We start from the raw sequence: 16899 nt of genomic DNA, 5'->3' as shown, positions 1-16899 counted from the left end.
CGGAGATGTGAATACGAGACAGACCCCCGCCGGCGGCGCGGGCGGCCGCAACGCGGGCAGCACCCCGCCGCCCCCGCCGCCGGCGGGCCTGCGCGGCGCGGACGCCCCGGCCGTCCCGCCGGCCGCGTCCGCCCCGGCCGGTGGCACGCCCGCCGCCGGGGTGGCGTACGAGCGCACCCAGCTGGCCGGTGCGATCGACCCGGCGCTGCTCGGCGCGCCGCTCGACCCCGGCACCCCGCCGTCCGGCGGCCCGGCCGTCCCGCCGCCGCCCGGTGCCCCCGGCCCCGGCGCCCCCGCGGCCGGCTACGGCTACCCGGGCGCGCCCGGCCCCGGCGCCCCCGCTCCGGCCCCGGCCCCGGCGGCCGTCCCGCCGGCGCCCGTCCCCGGTCCGCCGCAGGGCGCCCCGGTGCCGCCCGGGGTGCCCGCGGTCGGCCCGGGCTACTTCGCCGCGCTCAGCTACCGGGGCCCGGACGGGTCCGAGCAGAAGCTGCTGCACCGCAGCGAGCCCGGCACCCCGCACCCGGAGTGGAAGATCCTGCAGGACCTGCGCCGACTGAACGTGCCGCCGGAGCAGGTGCTGGAGCTCTACACCGAGCTGGAGTCCTGCGACCTCCCGGGCGGCTACTGCAACCGGATGATCGCCGCGTCCTGGCCGAACGTCCGGCTCACCCACACCGCCGACTACGGCCGCGACCACCACTCCCGGCAGGCCGGCATGGCCCAGCTGCTCGACCACCTGGACGAGCTGCACCAGCTGGCCTCCGGGGCCCAGCGGGTCCGCCCGTTCCGGGTGCCGCTGCCCGCGCCCGGGACCGTCCCGCCGCTGCCGCCGATCGCCCCGCAGCAGCTCGCCCAGGAGCTCGGCCAGGCCTTCGGCCAGAACGTGTTCCGCTTCGAGCAGCGCGCCGTCTCCCGGCAGGGCGTCCCCGAGCCGGTGGCGCAGACCCTGATGTGGGCCGGCCTGCCGCGCGAGTTCGGCCCGTTCTTCTGGGCCCAGGCCCAGGAGGGCCGTCCGATCCCGACGCTCGCCGAGCTGGCCGCCGAGCGCGGCCTGTCCGGCGGGCCGGACTTCGGCGGCTACCTGGTGCTCGGCAACGACTACGGCCGGCAGCTCTGCGTGCAGTACGGCACCGCGCACGTGGTCGCGGTGGATCTCGAAGGAACCGGGGAGCCGCCCCGGTTCGTCAACAGCGGTGTACCGGAGTTCGTCCGCGCCCTGGCCCTGCTGGGCCGGATGTGGCGGCTTCGGTACGGGCTGACGCCGGATCAGGCCGGTCGCTGGACGACCGACTTCCAGGCCCAGCTCGCCGCGATCGACCCGGCGGCCCTGCAGTCGGCGGACACCTGGTGGGCCGTTCTGCTTGAGCAGTTCTGGGACGGCCTGTTGTAGCGGGTCGTCACGGATCCGCGCAGGTGGAAGGGGTCGTTCCGGTGTCCGGAACGACCCCTTCGGCATGCCGCCGCGGCACTGCCTCGTTGGGGTTTCGCCCCGATCTGCGCAAAATAGGTCAAGAGGATCGGTCTGTTCGTCCGGTCCTCGCCACGTTCCGATCAGTACCCCGTCGATATTCAGACCCGGTCCTCGATCCGGTTCCCGATCCGTCCGATCCGTCCGATCATGGGCTCCGCAGCCCGCGACACGAGGGGAAGAGCCCATGAGCGACGCCGTCCCCCAGTACGGCTTCACCGCTGCCAGGCGTGGTTACGCGCCAGAGCAGGTCGACCGAGCACTGGCCGCCCTCACCGCCCAACGGGACGAGGCGTGGGAACGGCTGAGCGTCCTCGGCGCCGGGATCCGGGAGATGGAGCGCCGACTGGCCGACATCCGGCAGGCCGCCGCCGACGCCCCGGAACCCGACTACCAGGTGCTCAGCGACCAGGCCGCCGGCCTGGCCAGGATGGCCGAGAACGAGGCCCGGGCGGTCCGCGAGGCCGCCGAGCGGTTCGCCGAGGACCTGCGGGACGAGGTCTACGAGAGCGGCCAGGAGCTCGCCCGCTCCGCCAAGGAGTACGCCGCCACCACCCGCTCCGAGGCGGACCAGGCCGCCCGGCGCACCGACGAGCGGACCAGGGCGGAGGCCGAGGCGATCCGGGCCGAGGCCGACCGCGAGATCCGGGCCCTGCGGGACTCCGCCACCGCGCACGCCGCCAAGGTGCGGGTCGCGGCCGCCGAGGCCTCCGAGCAGGCCGAGGCCAAGCTCGCCGAGCTGCGCCGCAAGGCCGACGAGACCTTCGCCCTGGCCGAGGCCAAGGCCGACGCCGAGGAGCGCGAGGTCTCGGCGACCGCCGAACGCCGGGTCAAGGAGGCCGAGCAGCACCGGGACACCGTGCTCGGGCAGATCAAGCAGTCGGACGCCGAGGCGCAGGCGCGGGCGGACCAGCTGATCGAGCAGGCCCGTCGCGAGGCCGAGCGGATCAACGCGGCCAGCGAGCGGGAGCAGCGCGAGTTCGCGGCCCGGCAGGAGACGGTGCAGCAGCACCTGGACCACATCAAGGCCACCCTCGCCTCGCTCACCGGCGCGGCGGTGGGTGCGATCGAACCCGCCGAGGAGGCGCCGGCGCCGACGCGGGCCGCCGTGCCGTCGGTGGACGTGCCGTCGGTGGACGTGCCGCTGGCGGACGTGCCGCTGGTGGACTCGGAGGCGGACACCGGCGAGATCTCGGTGGCGGACCTGCGCAAGGAGGTCGCGAACCTGCGCAAGGAGGACGCCGTGGGCAGCGGGCGGCCGGGGGCGGTGACCGAGGCGGCCACCGAGGTGCTGCCGGTCACCCCCGGGCCGGTGGTGCCCGGCGCGGTCACCCCGGGCCCGGTCACCCCGGGGCCGGTGGCGCCCGCCGTTCCGGCCGGGGTGCCGCCGCGGCCGTCCTCGCCGCCGTCGGCGCCGCCGTCCTCCGACGCTGCCGCTGCCGCTGCCACGACCGCGGAGGGGCAGGGGCGCTCGGAGGAGCAGACCCGGATCATCCCGAAGATCGTGATCGTGGACGACGGGAGCGACTACGCGACCCCGAACACCGTCGGCTACAAGCGGCGCTGACGGCCGGGCGGCGGACGGCTCCCGCTCAGGAGCCGTCGCCCGCCAGCAGCCGGGCGAGCTTCGCGTCCTGGGCCCTGACCGCCTCCTGCTGGGCGGTCAGGGCCTGTGCGTTGCGGTCGATCTGTTGCTGCTGGTAGCCGGCCAGGACGGCGAACCAGATCCCGGCCAGGTTGCTCGTACCGGTGCAGTCCGCGTCGGCGCGGGCCGTGGCGAGCTCGGTGGGGGTGACCTCCGGCGCGGCGCGGAACCGTTCCGGCAGCGCCGCCGGGTCGTCCGCCCGGAAGCCGGCGGCGGCCATGCAGGCGGACCATTCCCTGGTCGCCGCGGTCACCCGGGCGTCGCGGTTGGCGGCCCCGATCGACTCGTCGAAGAGCCGGCCGACGAGGTCCGTCCCGGGCCCGGGCGGGGTGCCGATCCGCTCCGCGGCCTGGCGGTCGCAGTCCACCCGGGCGTTGTCGTAGGCCTCGCCGGAGCCGGCCGCGGGCCCGGTCGGGCGGGGCGGGTTCCCCCTCGGCGGGTGGAAGCCCTGGGCGGCGGCGACCGCCGTCCCGAGGTACCCCCACGCGCCGGCCGGCAGGGCGGTCGCGTTGTCCGGGGCCTGGGCCGCCTGGAGGCCGTCGCCGCTGAAGGCGGTGTACCCGGCCTTCCGCATGCAGGAGACGACCAGCATATTGCGCACCTGAATCTCTTTCACGGCCGTCTGGTCATTGGCCTGATAAGCGGAGAGCGGCAGTCCGGTCATTCCGGCCCGACCGGATTCCGGTGGTTTCGGCGCGCTGACCGGCGGCGGGGTCATTGTGGATTCCGCGGGGCCGCCTCCGGAGGACCCGGTACAGCCCGCGAAAAAGGTCGATAAAACACTCGCCAGCGTGATGGCGGCGAATCGTCCGAAATGGGGTGGACGTACCAAGCTTCTGCTCCGATCCTCAAGCGCGGCAAGCTTGTTCGGACCCTAGCGCATTCCGCTTCGGAGCGTTCCGGCGCCTGTACGGTGAGTGCGGCTTGGCCGGAAATCAACTGTTCGGCGACGGGCCCCCATGTAAATCTCTGGAGTCGCAATCGCTGCCGATGGAGGGGTTTCATGATTCGCCGCACAAATCCCGCACATCCCCGCTCCGCGCGTTCCCGCGGGGAACGCCGTACCGGAAATGGGCCGGCCCGCCGGGCCGGAGCGGTCGCCGTTCTCACCGCCGCCGCGGCCGCGCTGCTGCCGGCCACCGGCGCGAACGCGGTGAACCGGGTCGACTGCGGAAACCGCACCGATTTCGCGAAGGTCTACAACTACGGCTACAGCGGCCAGCTGTGCTTCGCGAACGACGGCTGGATGGCGGTCCGCATCTACAACGTCGACCGGATCGACGCGGGCAACAACCGGGTCATCACCTATCTCGGCGGCGGCCTCGGCTCCTGGACCGTCTTCAACTGGGAGCAGTACGACTTCAACGGCCACCAGGGCCACGAGGTGATGATGTACGACATCAACCTCTCCCGCTGGTAGCCGGAGCGGGGTCCCCCACGCGGTGCCGGGCGGGTGCGGACGCCCGGCACCGCGTCGTGCGGTGAGCTGCTCCGGCCGTCAGGGGCGCCTCGCCCTCAGAGCACTCGCCCCCTCAGAGCACCCGCCCCGTCAGGGCACTCGCCCCGTCAGAGCACCTCCACCGTCCCGCCGGTCAGCCGGCGCCGGCAGTCCAGCACGTACCGGGCGTGCGCGGTCACCGCGTCGTAGTCGAAGTCGTCGTGGTCGGCGAGCAGCACCACCGCGTCCGCCGCCGCCAGCTCCTCCGGCGTCGCCTCGACCCGGCGGACGGCGGCGAAGGGGTCGCCGTGCCGGTCCTGCTCGGCCGCGCGCTGACCGGGGATCACCGGCTCCGGGACGTGCACCCCGACCACCACGTGCGGGTCGGCGGCCCGCACCTCGGCGCCCATCCGGGTCAGCAGCTCGGCGACCCGGGCCGCCGGGGTCTCCCGGGCGTCGCCGGTGTTCTTCTTGTACGCGAGGCCGAGCAGCAGGATCCGGGAGCCCTTCACCGAGCGCTGCCGGTCGTTCAGCGCCTCGCCGAGCCGGCGCACCACGTAGTCGGGCATGTGGCGGTTCACGTCGTTGGCCAGCTCGACGAAGCGGAACGACTGGCCGAGCGCCCGCTCCACCCGCCAGGACAGGTAGGAGGGGTCGATCGGCGGGCAGTGCCCGCCGACGCCGGGCCCCGGGGTGAAGCGCAGGTAGCCGAACGGCTTGGTGGAGGCGGCGTCGATCGCCTCCCAGACGTCGACGCCGAGGTCGTGGGCGAACATGGCCAGCTCGTTGACCAGGGCGATGTTCACGTGCCGGAAGGTGTTCTCCAGCAGCTTGGTCAGCTCGGCCTCCTTGCAGGAGGAGACCGGCACGGTCCGCTGCACCAGCTGTCCGTAGAAGCCGTCCACCGCCGCCAGCGCCGCCGGGTCGATGCCGGAGACCACCTTGGGGGTGTTCTCCAGCCGCCAGGTCGGGTTGCCCGGGTCGATCCGCTCGGGGCTGTAGCCGAGGTGGAAGTCCCGGCCGGCGGTCAGTCCGGAACCCTCCTCGAGCAGCGGCGCGAGCAACTCCTCGGTGGTGCCCGGGTAGGTGGTGGACTCCAGCACGACGGTCGCCCCGGCCCGCAGGTGCTGGGCGAACAGCCGCGCCGAGGCCTCGATGAACGACAGGTCGGGCACGCCGTCCCGCAGCGGGGCCGGCACGGTGATCACGGCGATGTCGAAGTCCGCCACGTCGGCCGGCTCGGCCGACGGCAGGTACGCGCCGCTCTCCAGCAGCGGCCGCAGGCGCTCGGCCGGGATGTCCTCGACGTAGGACTCGCCGACCGTCAGCTGTTTGATCCGGCGCTCGTCCACGTCGTAGCCGACCACCTGGTGCCCCACCTCGGCCGCCCGGACCGCCAGCGGTAGCCCCACGCAACCCTGGCCTGCGATGACAACGCGCATGACGAAGAACCCCCTCCACGCGACGCCCCCTGGCCCCTCCGGGCGTCCCACACGGTCTTCCCCACAGGGTAGGGAGCGGCGACCGGCCGTGTGCTCCGATGCGCGAATCGGAGGCGGACGGCGGGCGGCTCCGGGAACCGCGCGGCGGGGCGGGCGGCGAGCGGCGGGAGACGGGCGGCGGGCGGCGAGCGGGCTGCGTGGCGGAGCGGGCGGCCCCGCGGAAACGGGAGGAGGCCGAGACCCGTGGCGCCCTCCAGGAAAGGACGCCACGGTTCCCGGCGCTTGGGCGGGCGCCCCCACCCAGGGTCGCCCGGCCTCGCACCCCCGACCCCCATCGGGTGTGCGACCGTGCCTCCGCAGCCATCCCCCACGGTTGGGTGCGGCGGGCACGCACACCATGCTGCGCGATCTCCATGGACGGGTAGTGACAGGAGTATGTCCAGTTCGTGGCGGATCACCGCCCCGCAGCGGCAGCCCGCGCCAGCAGCCCCCGCCCGGTGCTTCGTCCGCGTCCGGACGCCGCCACGCCCGCCGGAGGCGTCCCGTCCGGTCCGCGCCCGGCCGTGCGCCGCGTGCCCGTCGGCGCCGCGGCGTAGGCTGGAGACCCCCGGCCGCTCGGCGTGCCGGGCCGTTCGCGTTGCCCCGGCGAGCCTTCGCCGCCCCGGGGCAGCACCAGCCACGGGACGAAGAAGAGACTCCAGATGAGCCTGACCGGACTGCTCGATGTCGTCGCGCGGGACGCGGCGCTCGCCGAGGCGATCGAGGCCGCGACCGCCACCGGTGCCGCGGCCGGGGGCCGCCACCACCTGGACCTGGTCGGCCCGCCCGCCGCCAGGCCGTTCGCCATCGCCGCGCTGGCCCGCGCCATGGCCGGGCAGGCGGCGGGGGAGCGCGGCCGCCCCGTGCTGGCCGTCACCGCGACCGGCCGGGAGGCCGAGGACCTCGCCGCCTCGCTCCGGTCGCTGCTGCCGCCCGACACCGTCGCCGAGTACCCCGCCTGGGAGACGCTGCCGCACGAGCGGCTCTCGCCGCGCTCGGACACGGTCGGCCGCCGGCTGGCCGTGCTGCGCCGGATCGTGCACCCCCGGGCGGACGACGCGGCGGCCGGGCCGGTGCAGGTGATCGTGGCGCCGGTCCGCTCGGTGCTGCAGCCCCAGGTGAAGGGGCTGGCCGAGCTGGAGCCGGTGGCCGTTCGGCGCGGGGAGTCGCACGACCTGGAGGAGGTGGCCCGCCGGCTCGCCGCGGCCGCCTACGCCCGGGTCGAACTGGTCGAGAAGCGCGGCGAGTTCGCCGTCCGCGGCGGCATCCTGGACGTCTTCCCGCCGACCGAGGAGCACCCGCTGCGGGTGGAGTTCTGGGGCGACGACGTCGAGGAGATCCGGTACTTCAAGGTCGCCGACCAGCGCTCGCTGGAGATCGCCGAGCACGGCCTCTGGGCGCCGCCCTGCCGCGAGCTGCTGCTGACCGACGAGGTGCGGGCGCGGGCCGCCGAGCTGTCCGCCGAGCACCCGGGGCTGGCCGAGATCCTCGACAAGATCGCCGAGGGCATCGCGGTCGAGGGCATGGAGTCGCTGGCGCCCGTCCTGGTGGACGACATGGAGCTGCTGCTGGACGTGCTGCCGCTCGGCTCGGTCGCCGTGGTCTGCGACCCGGAGCGGGTCCGCACCCGGGCCGCCGACCTGGTCGCGACCAGCCAGGAGTTCCTGCACGCCTCCTGGGTGGCGGCCGCGGCCGGCGGCGACCGCCCGATCGACCTGGAGGCGATCGACGTCTCCGCCGCCTCGCTGCGCTCGCTCGCCGAGGTGCGGGAGCACGCCGCCGAGATCGGGCTGCCGTGGTGGTCGGTCAGCCCGTTCGCGACCAGCGACGCCTCGGTGGGCACGGTGCTGGAGTTCGACGTCAACACGCTGACGCTGGGCATGCACGCGGTCGAGGCCTACCGGGGCGACACCGCGCGGGCGATCGCCGACGCCAAGGAGCGGCTGGCCGCCGACTGGCGGGTCGTCATGGTGACGGAGGGCCACGGCCCGGCCTCGCGGCTGGCGGAGGTGCTCGGCAACGAGGGCATCCCGGCCCGGCTGGTCGCCGACCTCGCCGAGGCGCCGACCCGGGACGTCGTCCACGTCTCCTGCGGTTCGATCGAGCACGGCTTCGTCGACGAGGCGCTGAAGCTGACCGTCATCACCGAGACCGACCTCTCCGGCCAGAAGTCCTCCACCAAGGACATGCGCCGGATGCCGTCCCGGCGCCGCAACGCGATCGACCCGCTGGCGCTGGTGGCCGGCGACTACGTGGTGCACGAGGCGCACGGCGTCGGCCGGTACGTGGAGATGGTGCAGCGCACGGTGCAGGGCGCCACCCGCGAGTACCTGGTGCTGGAGTACGCGCCGGCCAAGCGGGGCCACCCCGGCGACCGGCTGTTCGTGCCGACCGACCAGCTGGACCAGGTCACCAAGTACGTCGGCGGCGAGGCCCCGACGCTGCACCGGCTCGGCGGCGCGGACTGGGCGAAGACCAAGCAGCGCGCCAAGAAGGCGGTCAAGGAGATCGCCGCCGACCTGATCAAGCTGTACTCGGCCCGGATGGCCGCCCCCGGCCACACCTTCGGCCCGGACACCCCGTGGCAGCGCGAGCTGGAGGACGCGTTCCCGTACGCGGAGACGCCCGACCAGCTGACCACCATCGCCGAGGTCAAGGCGGACATGGAGAAGTCCGTCCCGATGGACCGGCTGATCTGCGGCGACGTCGGCTACGGCAAGACCGAGATCGCGGTCCGGGCCGCCTTCAAGGCGGTGCAGGACGGCAAGCAGGTGGCGGTGCTGGTGCCGACCACGCTGCTCGTGCAGCAGCACTTCTCCACCTTCGCCGAGCGGTACGCCAACTTCCCGGTGACGGTGAAGGCGCTCTCCCGCTTCCAGACCGACAGCGAGGCGAAGGCCGTGCTGGAGGGGCTCTTCGAGGGCTCGGTCGACGTCGTCATCGGCACCCACCGGCTGTTCTCCTCCGAGACCCGCTTCAAGGACCTCGGCCTGGTCATCGTGGACGAGGAGCAGCGGTTCGGCGTCGAGCACAAGGAGCAGCTGAAGAAGCTGCGGGCCAACGTGGACGTGCTGACCATGTCCGCGACGCCGATCCCGCGCACCCTGGAGATGGCGGTCACCGGCATCCGCGAGATGTCCACCATCACCACCCCGCCGGAGGAGCGGCACCCGGTGCTGACCTTCGTCGGCCCGTACGACGAGAAGCAGATCTCGGCCGCGATCCGGCGTGAACTCCTGCGCGAGGGCCAGGTGTTCTACATCCACAACCGGGTCGAGTCGATCGACAAGGCGGCGGCCCGGCTGAAGGACCTCGTCCCCGAGGCGCGGATCGCCACCGCGCACGGGCAGATGGGGGAGACCCAGCTGGAGAAGGTGGTCGTCGACTTCTGGGAGAAGGAGTTCGACGTCCTGGTCTCCACCACGATCGTGGAGTCCGGCATCGACATCTCCAACGCCAACACCCTGATCGTGGAACGCGGCGACACCTTCGGCCTCTCCCAGCTGCACCAGCTGCGCGGCCGGGTCGGCCGTGGCCGCGAGCGCGGGTACGCGTACATGCTGTACCCGCCGGAGAAGCCGCTGACCGAGACGGCCCACGAGCGCCTGGCCACCATCGCCCAGCACACCGAGATGGGCGCCGGCATGTACGTGGCGATGAAGGACCTGGAGATCCGCGGCGCCGGCAACCTGCTCGGCGGCGAGCAGTCCGGGCACATCGCGGGCGTCGGCTTCGACCTCTACATGCGGATGGTCGGCGAGGCGGTGGCCGAGTTCCGCGAGTCGCTGGCCGGCGGTGGCGGCGAGCCGGAGGAGGAGCCGCTGGAGGTCAAGATCGAGCTGCCGGTGGACGCCCACGTGCCGCACGACTACGCGCCGGGCGAGCGGCTGCGGCTCCAGGCCTACCGCTCGATCGCGGCGGTCAACTCCGAGGACGACATCAAGCAGGTCCGCGACGAACTGGTCGACCGGTACGGCAAGTTGCCCGAGCCGGTGGAGAACCTGCTGCTGGTGGCGGCGCTGCGGCTGTACGCGCGGCGCTGCGGGATCGCGGACATCACGCTGCAGGGGGCCAACGTCCGGTTCGGGCCGGTCGAGCTGCGCGAGTCGCAGCAGCTGCGGCTGAACCGGCTCTACCCGCGCAGCCAGGTGAAGGCGGCCACCCAGCAGCTGCTGGTGCCGCGGCCGTCCACCGGCCGGATCGGCGGCAAGCCGCTGGTCGGGCGGGAACTGCTGGGGTGGTGCCGGGAGTTCCTGTCCGCGATGTTCGACGACCTGGCGGGGGCGAAGAAGTAGCGGGCCGGAGGTCTGCGGGCTCCGGAGCGGCGGGCCTCCGGCAAAGCGGCGGGCCTCCGGCAAAGCGGCGGGCCTCCGGCGAAGCGGCGGGTCTCCGGAGTGGCGGCCTCCGGCGAAGCGGCGGTCTCGGGCGATGGCGCCTGAGACCGCTGTTCTGCGTGTCGGGTGTGGTGCCGGGCCGGCGCGTGCGGCCTGTGAACCGGGCTGTCAGCCGATCTTCCACTGACCGGTCTGCGGGGCGAAGCCGCTGTCGAGGCCGAACTGGGCCTTGTCGAGCTTGGCGTCCTTCGGCACCTCGAAGGTGACGAAGCCGAGGGCGCTCTCGCCGGGGGCGATGTTGGCGGGGACCTGGAAGCTCGGGCCGGCCTTGGTGTCGGCGACCGTCGTGCCGAAGGCCTGGCCCTGGGCGTCCAGCACCTTCGCGCCGTTGGCCGGGACGTCGCCGTAGGCCTTCTTGCCGCTCGCCTTGATCCGGAACTGGACCGCGACGAAGCGCTTGCCGTCGGCGGGGTGGGTGAACTCGTCCGCCCCCTCGGCGTTGTCGACCACCTTGACCAGGGTCACGTCGGCGGTGTCGGCCGGGTCGTTGCCCTTGAGCGCGATGGTGTCGCCGACCTTGGCCGCGGCCTTGGGCGCGTCGGCCGGCTTGGACTCCGCGGGCTTGGCGGCGCCGGTGGTGGCGCCGGGGACCGTGGTGGCGCCCGGGGTGGCGGCGGCGGTCTGCTTCGGCTCGGTGGCGACGGAGGGCCCGCCGGCGGAGCCGCAGGCCGTCGCGGTGAGCGTGATCAGGGCGGCGCCCAGCAGCAGGCTGGCGGTGCGGCGGCGCGTGGTGGTGACGGACATGAGTCTCTCCCCTGTTCTCGGGTCCGGGTCGGCCGCGCTCTGCGGCGCTGTCGACAGGGGAGATCACATCATCCGCTGTGAACATTGTCAACGAGCTATTAGGAAACCTCTCTGTTCACGTGTGAACTCCGGGGGTGGACGTGCTGGCTATGCTGTGTGGTCACAGTTCGTCCGGTCGCGCCCTGACGTGCCCTGCCGTGCCCTGCCGTGGCGCTGATGTGCGCTGTCCCGTCGTGTTTCGTCTGCTCCCGCCTTCTCCCGTGCTGGCCCGCGTTCGCCGAAGGAGCCCCCCGTGCCGGACCGCCCCGAGGTGACCGCCGTCGAGATCGCCCGGCTGGCCGGCGTCGGCCGCGCGGCCGTCAGCAACTGGCGCCGCCGCCACGCCGACTTCCCCCGCCCGGTCGGCGGTACCGACAGCAGCCCGACCTTCGCGCTCGACGAGGTGGCCGACTGGCTCCGCGGGCAGGGGAAGATCGCCGAACTGCCCCTGCTGGAGCGCGTCTGGCAGCTGCTGGAGACCCTCCGCGACCCGGCCGGCCACCCCGCCGCACCGCTCGTCCAGGCCGGCGCCGTCCTCCTGCTGCTGCACCGGGACCCCGACCGCTGGCCCGCGCTCGCCGGCGAGCCGGACACCCGGCTCGCCACCGCCCTGCCCCGGGCACTGGCCGACACCGCCACCCGGACCCTCGGCGACGGAGCAGCCGCCCTCCGCCTCCCCGCCCTGTTCGGCTCCACCCAGCTGGACCTGGCCCGCCTGCTCGCCGAACTCGCCGCCGCCGACGACGCGGGCGCTCCGGGCGCGTACGAGCGGCTGCTCACCCGGTACGCCGAGGCCAACACCCGCCAGCTCAGCCCCACCCCGCCCGAGGCCGCCGAGCTGCTCGCCGCCGTGGCCGGCGCCCCCGCCACGGTGCTCGACCCGGCCACCGGCCTCGGCGCCGTGTTGCTGGCCCTCCCGTCCACCACCGGCCGCTACGGCCAGGACGTGGACCGGGTGACCGGCGCGCTCGCCGGGCTCCGGCTCGCCCTGCGCACGCCCGCCACCGACCCCGGCCCCCTGCCGGTCGAGGTCCGGGCCGGCGACGCCCTGCGGGCCGACGGCTACCCCGGCGACACCTTCGAAGCCGTGCTCTGCCAGCCGCCGTACAACGAACGGGACTGGGGCCACGACGAGTTGCAGTTCGACGCGCGCTGGCCGGGCGGCCTCGTCCCGCCGCGCGGCGAGTCCGAACTCGCCTGGCTGCTGCACTGCCTCGCCCACACCCGCCCCGGCGGCCTCACCGCGCTGCTCCTGCCGCCGACCGTCGCCGGCCGCCGGGCCGGGCGCCGGGTCCGCGCCGAACTGCTGCGGTCCGGTGCCCTGCGCGCCGTCGTCGCCCTGCCGGCCGGCGCCGCCCCGCCGTACGGGGTGCCGCTCCACCTGTGGGTGCTGCGCGCGCCGCGGCCCGGCGACGACTTCCGGCAGGTGCTGCTGCTGGACGCGTCCTCGGCGTCGTTGGCCGCGGCCTCGTCCATCTCGTCCGCCTCGTTCGTCTCGTCGGCCTCGCCGTCCTCGTCCTTCCCGGCCGCCGACGCGGGGGAGGGCGGGCGCGACAAGGTCGACTGGGCGCAGCTGCGCCGGACGGTCCTGGACACCTGGCGCGCCTTCGACCTGGCCGCCCGCGAGGGACTGCCGTTGCCGGCGGACCGCCCGGGCGTCCACCGGACGATGGCCGCCATCGACCTGCTCGACGACGAGACCGACCTCTCGCCGGCCCGCCACGTCCCGCCCGCCTCGCCGGTCGGCGGGGCAGCCGAACTCGCTCACCTGAGCGGCCGGTTGACCGAGCTGCTGGCCGGTCTGGCCGCGCCCGCCTCGCTGCTGCCGCAGCCCGCGGAGGCGGGGGAGCCGGCGGGGGTGCCGGGGGTGCCTGGGGTGGCGGGAGCGGCCGGGGCGGCCGGGGCGTCGGTGGTCACGGTCGGGGAGCTGGTCCGCAGCGGGGCGCTGGAGGTGCACTCGTCCGGATCGGGCGCGCCGACGCGTCCGGCCGGCGCGGACCCCGCCGGCACGCCCGTGCTGACCGACCAGGACCTCGTCGCCGGCCACGGGCCCAGCGCCGTCCTCGATCCGGCGGGTACGGCCGGCTCGTCCGCCGGTGACGTCCGGGTCCGCCCCGGTGACGTCCTCGTCCCCGCTCTCGGCGGTGGCGTGGCCCGGGTGGTCCGGCCCGGCAGCCCGCTCGCCGGCGCCGCGCTCGGCCGCCAGCTGCACCTGCTGCGCCCCGACCCGACCGCACTCGACCCCGACTTCCTGGCCGGCCAGTTCCGCTCCACCGCCGCCACCCGCCGGGCCGCCAGCCATGCCTCCACCACCGCCCGCCTCGACATCCGGCGGGTCGAACTCCCGCGCCTCCCGCTCACCGAACAGCGCGCCCTCGGCGCCGCCTTCGCCCGCCTCGACACCTTCGACACCACCCTCCAGCAGGCCGCCGCCCTGGCCCGCACGCTCACCCAGGCCCTCACCGACGCCCTCGCCACCGGCACCCGTCCGGCGGGCGGCTGAGCGCCGGGCGGCTGATCGCCAGGCGGGGCCGACGCCTCCCGGGGCCCGGCGCCTCCCGAGGTCGACGCCTCCCGCGGGCGGCCCGCGGTGGTGGAACGCCCTCCGCCCGGCCGGTGGCTGGCGGTACGGTGTGCGGGTCGTTCGTACCGCAGGCCGGCCGCCGTTCTCACCGCTCAGGAGCGCAGATGTCAGGGCAGTACCCCGGGCAGTTCGGACCACCGTCCGGCGGCGCGTACCCCGGCGGCGCGCCCCTCGGCGGCATACCGGACGGGGCGCCGTACGGAGCCCAGCCGTACGCCGGCCAGCCGCAGTACGCCCAGCCGCAGCCGCCCCAGCCGTACCCGGCCCAGTCGTACGGTGCCCAGCCGTACCCCCTCGCGCCGACCCACCCCATCCCGGCGCTGCGACCCGGGATGGCCGCCGGACCGTTCGGCGTGCTCGGCCGCATCCTGTGGGCGCTGGTCCCGGTGGTGACGATCGGTCTGCTCGGCGTGATCCCCTCGCTGCTGCTGGCGATCCGCCGGCGCCGGATCTACGACGTCATCGGCGCGGTGGTCTTCACCGGACTCTTCGCCGCCTACCTGATCTGCGCCGGGGTCGCGGGCAGCATCAAGGACGCGCCCACCGCGGACACCATCGGCATGGTGTCGATGATGCTGCTGTGGTTCGGCGCGCCGCTGCACTTCCTGGCGATGGACCTGCGGGTGGTCTGGGACGCGGGCCGGCCCAAGGCCCCGGCCCCGGCGGCGTACTACGCGCCGCCCGCCGCGCCCGCGTACCCGGCCGCCCCCGCGGCGGGGTACGCGCCGACGGTGCCGGGCGCGCCGTACGGCTCCGCGCCCGGCCCGGTTCCCGCTCCCGCTCCCGGGTACGCTCCGCCCGCGCCCGGTGCCGCACCCGCCCACACGACCGGCGACGAGCTGCGCGAGCTCGGCGAACTGCTGCGCCGTCAGGCCCGTGAGGGCGGCCGGCCGTGACCACCCCCCGGGTGATCGGCGGCCGCTACCGGCTGGCCGAGAAGATCGGCCACGGCGGGATGGGCCAGGTCTGGGGCGGCTACGACGAACGGCTCGACCGCCCGGTCGCCGTCAAACTGCTCCGCACCGACCACCTCCTGCCCGCCGAGCCGTCCGGCAGTTTCGGTGACGTCGGCGGCGACGGCCCCGGCGTCGGCGGCACCGAGCGGCGGCGCCACGGCGACGAGCTCCGCCGCCGCTTCCTGCGCGAGTGCCGGATCACCGCCGCGCTCGACCACCCCGGCCTGGTCACCGTCTTCGACGCGGGCGAGGACGACGGCGAGCTGTACCTCGTCATGCAGCGGGTCCCGGGTGTCAGCCTGGCCGACCTGATCGCCGAGGACTCGCCGTTCCCGGTCGAACGCGCGGTCGCCGTCGCCGCCCAGCTCTGCGCGGCGCTGGCCGCCGTCCACGCCGTACCGGTGGTCCACCGTGACCTCAAACCCAGCAACGTGATGGTCCGGGACGACGGCCGGACCGTCCTGCTCGACCTCGGCATCGCCACCGCCCTCGACACCGAGGCCACCCGCCTCACCCTCACCGGCGTCCCCATCGGCAGCCCCTCCTACATGGCGCCCGAACAGGCACTCGCCGCCACCGTCGACCCGCGCAGCGACCTGTACGCGCTCGGCTGCCTGCTGCACGCGATGCTCACCGGCGAGGAGCCGTTCCGGGCCCCCAGCGCCCTCGGCGTGCTGCGGCGCCACGTCGACGAACCACCGGTGCCGCTGCGCGAACTGCGCCCCGGAGTCCCGGCACCGCTCGAACGGCTGGTCCTCGACCTGCTCGCCAAGCAGCCCGCCGACCGCCCGGCCGACGCCCAGGAGGTCCACGCCCGGCTGCTCCCGCTGCTCCCGGCGGCCGTCCCCGCCCCGCAGCCCCGGTACGGGCCGCTGCCCGACCCCACCCGCCCGTACCGCCACCCGCTCCAGCCGCAGCCCCGGCCGGCGGCGGACGCCGCTCCGCCGGCCCCGCGCGCGGAGCCGCGCCCGTTCCTGATGGCCGCGGTGCCCGTGCCCGCGCCCGTGCCTGTTCCCGCGCCAGCTCCGGTTTCCGGTGCTCCGCTCTCCGGCGAACCGGACCTCGCGGCCGCCTGCGCCCGGCTCTCCGACCTGGTCGACGCCGGCCGGCGCGCCGAAGTGCTCGACCTCGCCGCCACGCTGCTGCCCCGAGCCCGGACCGAACTCGGCGACGGCGCACCGCTCGTCCGCACCATCCGGACCATCTACGCCCGCACCCTCCACCAGGAGCAGCGCTACACCCAGGCACTCCCCGAGTACCGGTGGCTCGCCGCCACCGCGGACGGAGGCCCGCTCGGTCCGCAGGCCCAGGAACACCGGTACCGCGCCGCCGAATGCCTGGACCGCCTCGGCCACACCGAGGAGGCGCTCGCCGAGTACCGCGCGCTGCTCACCACCGCGCCGGGCGCCGACCCGGAGCGGGCGTTCGACCTGCGCGAGCGGATCGGCGTCCTGCTCGCGGCGGCCGGCGACGCCGAGGCCGCCTGGCAGTGGCTGCTTCAGCTCCTCTTCGACCGCGAACGCCGCGACGGCCCGCACCACCCGGCCGTCCGCCGCCTCCGCCAGAACCTCGACACCCTCCAACCCCACCGCATCACCCATACCCCCCAGCCCCCCGACCCCCGCACCACCCCCTGGCCCCCCACCCACTGACCCCCCGGGAGGTCGACGGCTCCGACTTCCCGCCCGCAGCCCCCAGGGCGGTGGCCCACCCCAATGGGGAGCAGAAAGTCGGCGGGTCCGACTTCCTGTGCGCGGCGCCCCGATTGGCGGCTGCACTCCACATCCCCCGGCGCCGCCCCGGGCAGTGGTTCTCCGGGGCCTTACATACTCACCCCACCCCGACGAGGAGTGGGAAGTCGGCAGGTCCGACTTCCTGTGCGTTGTGCCCGGATTAGCGGCTGCACTTCGCAGCCCTGGTGCTGCCCCCGGCAGTGCTCTGCGGGGGCACCACATGCTCACCCCACGCCCACGAGGAGTGGGAAGTCGGCGGGTCCGACTTCCTGTGCGCGGCGCCCCGATTGGCGGCTGCACTCCACATCCCCCGGCGCCGCCGCCGGGCAGTGGTTCTCCGGGGCCCTACACACTCACCCCACCCCGACGAGGAGTGGGAAGTCGGCAGGTCCGACTTCCTGTGCGATGCGTAGCGTT

General features: G+C 74.9%; 10 protein-coding genes. 7 read left to right on the top strand and 3 right to left on the bottom strand.

Going from position 1 to position 16899, the window contains the following annotated elements; all coding sequences use genetic code 11:
* Together ACFVHB_RS38410 and ACFVHB_RS38405 are read left to right on the top strand one after the other, a co-directional pair.
* Positions 1–1390, top strand: a 1390-nt coding sequence (locus ACFVHB_RS38410; protein WP_380332181.1) for an SUKH-4 family immunity protein, incomplete at its 5' end; no start/stop codon positions are given.
* Positions 1391–1655: 265 nt separating this feature from the next.
* A complete protein-coding gene (locus ACFVHB_RS38405) occupies positions 1656–3035 on the top strand; it encodes a hypothetical protein (RefSeq protein ID WP_380332178.1) in 1380 nt (459 codons plus the stop codon).
* Positions 3036–3060: 25 nt separating this feature from the next.
* Here ACFVHB_RS38405 and ACFVHB_RS38400 read toward each other — a convergent pair whose 3' ends face one another.
* Entirely contained in the window at positions 3061–3714 is a 654-nt protein-coding gene (locus ACFVHB_RS38400) for a hypothetical protein (protein ID WP_380332175.1), read from the bottom strand.
* 402 nt (positions 3715–4116) lie between these two features.
* Here ACFVHB_RS38400 and ACFVHB_RS38395 point away from each other — a divergent pair, with 402 nt between their 5' ends.
* A complete protein-coding gene (locus ACFVHB_RS38395) occupies positions 4117–4533 on the top strand; it encodes a beta/gamma crystallin domain-containing protein (protein WP_380332173.1) in 417 nt (138 codons plus the stop codon).
* A gap of 146 nt (positions 4534–4679) precedes the next feature.
* Here the strand turns inward: ACFVHB_RS38395 and ACFVHB_RS38390 are convergent, their stop codons facing one another.
* Positions 4680–5993 (bottom strand): nucleotide sugar dehydrogenase, encoded by a 1314-nt coding sequence (locus ACFVHB_RS38390; protein WP_380332170.1) that lies wholly within the window; start codon positions 5991–5993, stop codon positions 4680–4682.
* Between the two features lie 701 nt (positions 5994–6694).
* Here ACFVHB_RS38390 and mfd point away from each other — a divergent pair.
* Positions 6695–10327 (top strand): transcription-repair coupling factor, encoded by a 3633-nt coding sequence (gene mfd / locus ACFVHB_RS38385; RefSeq protein WP_380332167.1) that lies wholly within the window; start codon positions 6695–6697, stop codon positions 10325–10327.
* A 207-nt stretch (positions 10328–10534) separates the two neighbouring features.
* Here the strand turns inward: mfd and ACFVHB_RS38380 are convergent, their stop codons facing one another.
* Positions 10535–11170, bottom strand: coding sequence for a DUF4352 domain-containing protein (locus ACFVHB_RS38380; protein WP_380332164.1), 636 nt, complete (start codon positions 11168–11170; stop codon positions 10535–10537).
* 292 nt (positions 11171–11462) lie between these two features.
* Here ACFVHB_RS38380 and ACFVHB_RS38375 point away from each other — a divergent pair, with 292 nt between their 5' ends.
* From ACFVHB_RS38375 to ACFVHB_RS38365, 3 genes are all read left to right on the top strand, one after another.
* Complete coding sequence (locus ACFVHB_RS38375; RefSeq protein WP_380332161.1) at positions 11463–13712, top strand: N-6 DNA methylase; 2250 nt, start codon at positions 11463–11465, stop codon at positions 13710–13712.
* 185 nt (positions 13713–13897) lie between these two features.
* Positions 13898–14689, top strand: coding sequence for a hypothetical protein (locus ACFVHB_RS38370; protein ID WP_380332158.1), 792 nt, complete (start codon positions 13898–13900; stop codon positions 14687–14689).
* A gap of 59 nt (positions 14690–14748) precedes the next feature.
* Entirely contained in the window at positions 14749–16401 is a 1653-nt protein-coding gene (locus tag ACFVHB_RS38365; protein ID WP_380332184.1) for a protein kinase, read from the top strand.
* The last annotated feature ends 498 nt before the right edge of the window (positions 16402–16899 follow it).

Origin of the sequence: Kitasatospora sp. NPDC127111, from assembly GCF_042677465.1 — a bacterium.
Classification (GTDB): Bacteria; Actinomycetota; Actinomycetes; order Streptomycetales; family Streptomycetaceae; genus Kitasatospora.
The sequence above is the reverse complement of the archived record's forward strand: the minus strand, read 5'-3'. Positions and strand labels throughout refer to the sequence as shown.

Coding starts and splice junctions, on each gene's coding strand:
- ACFVHB_RS38405 (WP_380332178.1), top strand. CDS start 1,656: ATGAGCGACGCCGTCCCCCAGTACGGCTTCACCGCTGCCAGGCGTGGT.
- ACFVHB_RS38395 (WP_380332173.1), top strand. CDS start 4,117: ATGATTCGCCGCACAAATCCCGCACATCCCCGCTCCGCGCGTTCCCGC.
- ACFVHB_RS38390 (WP_380332170.1), bottom strand. CDS start 5,993: ATGCGCGTTGTCATCGCAGGCCAGGGTTGCGTGGGGCTACCGCTGGCG.
- mfd (WP_380332167.1), top strand. CDS start 6,695: ATGAGCCTGACCGGACTGCTCGATGTCGTCGCGCGGGACGCGGCGCTC.
- ACFVHB_RS38380 (WP_380332164.1), bottom strand. CDS start 11,170: ATGTCCGTCACCACCACGCGCCGCCGCACCGCCAGCCTGCTGCTGGGC.
- ACFVHB_RS38370 (WP_380332158.1), top strand. CDS start 13,898: ATGTCAGGGCAGTACCCCGGGCAGTTCGGACCACCGTCCGGCGGCGCG.
- ACFVHB_RS38365 (WP_380332184.1), top strand. CDS start 14,749: ATGGGCCAGGTCTGGGGCGGCTACGACGAACGGCTCGACCGCCCGGTC.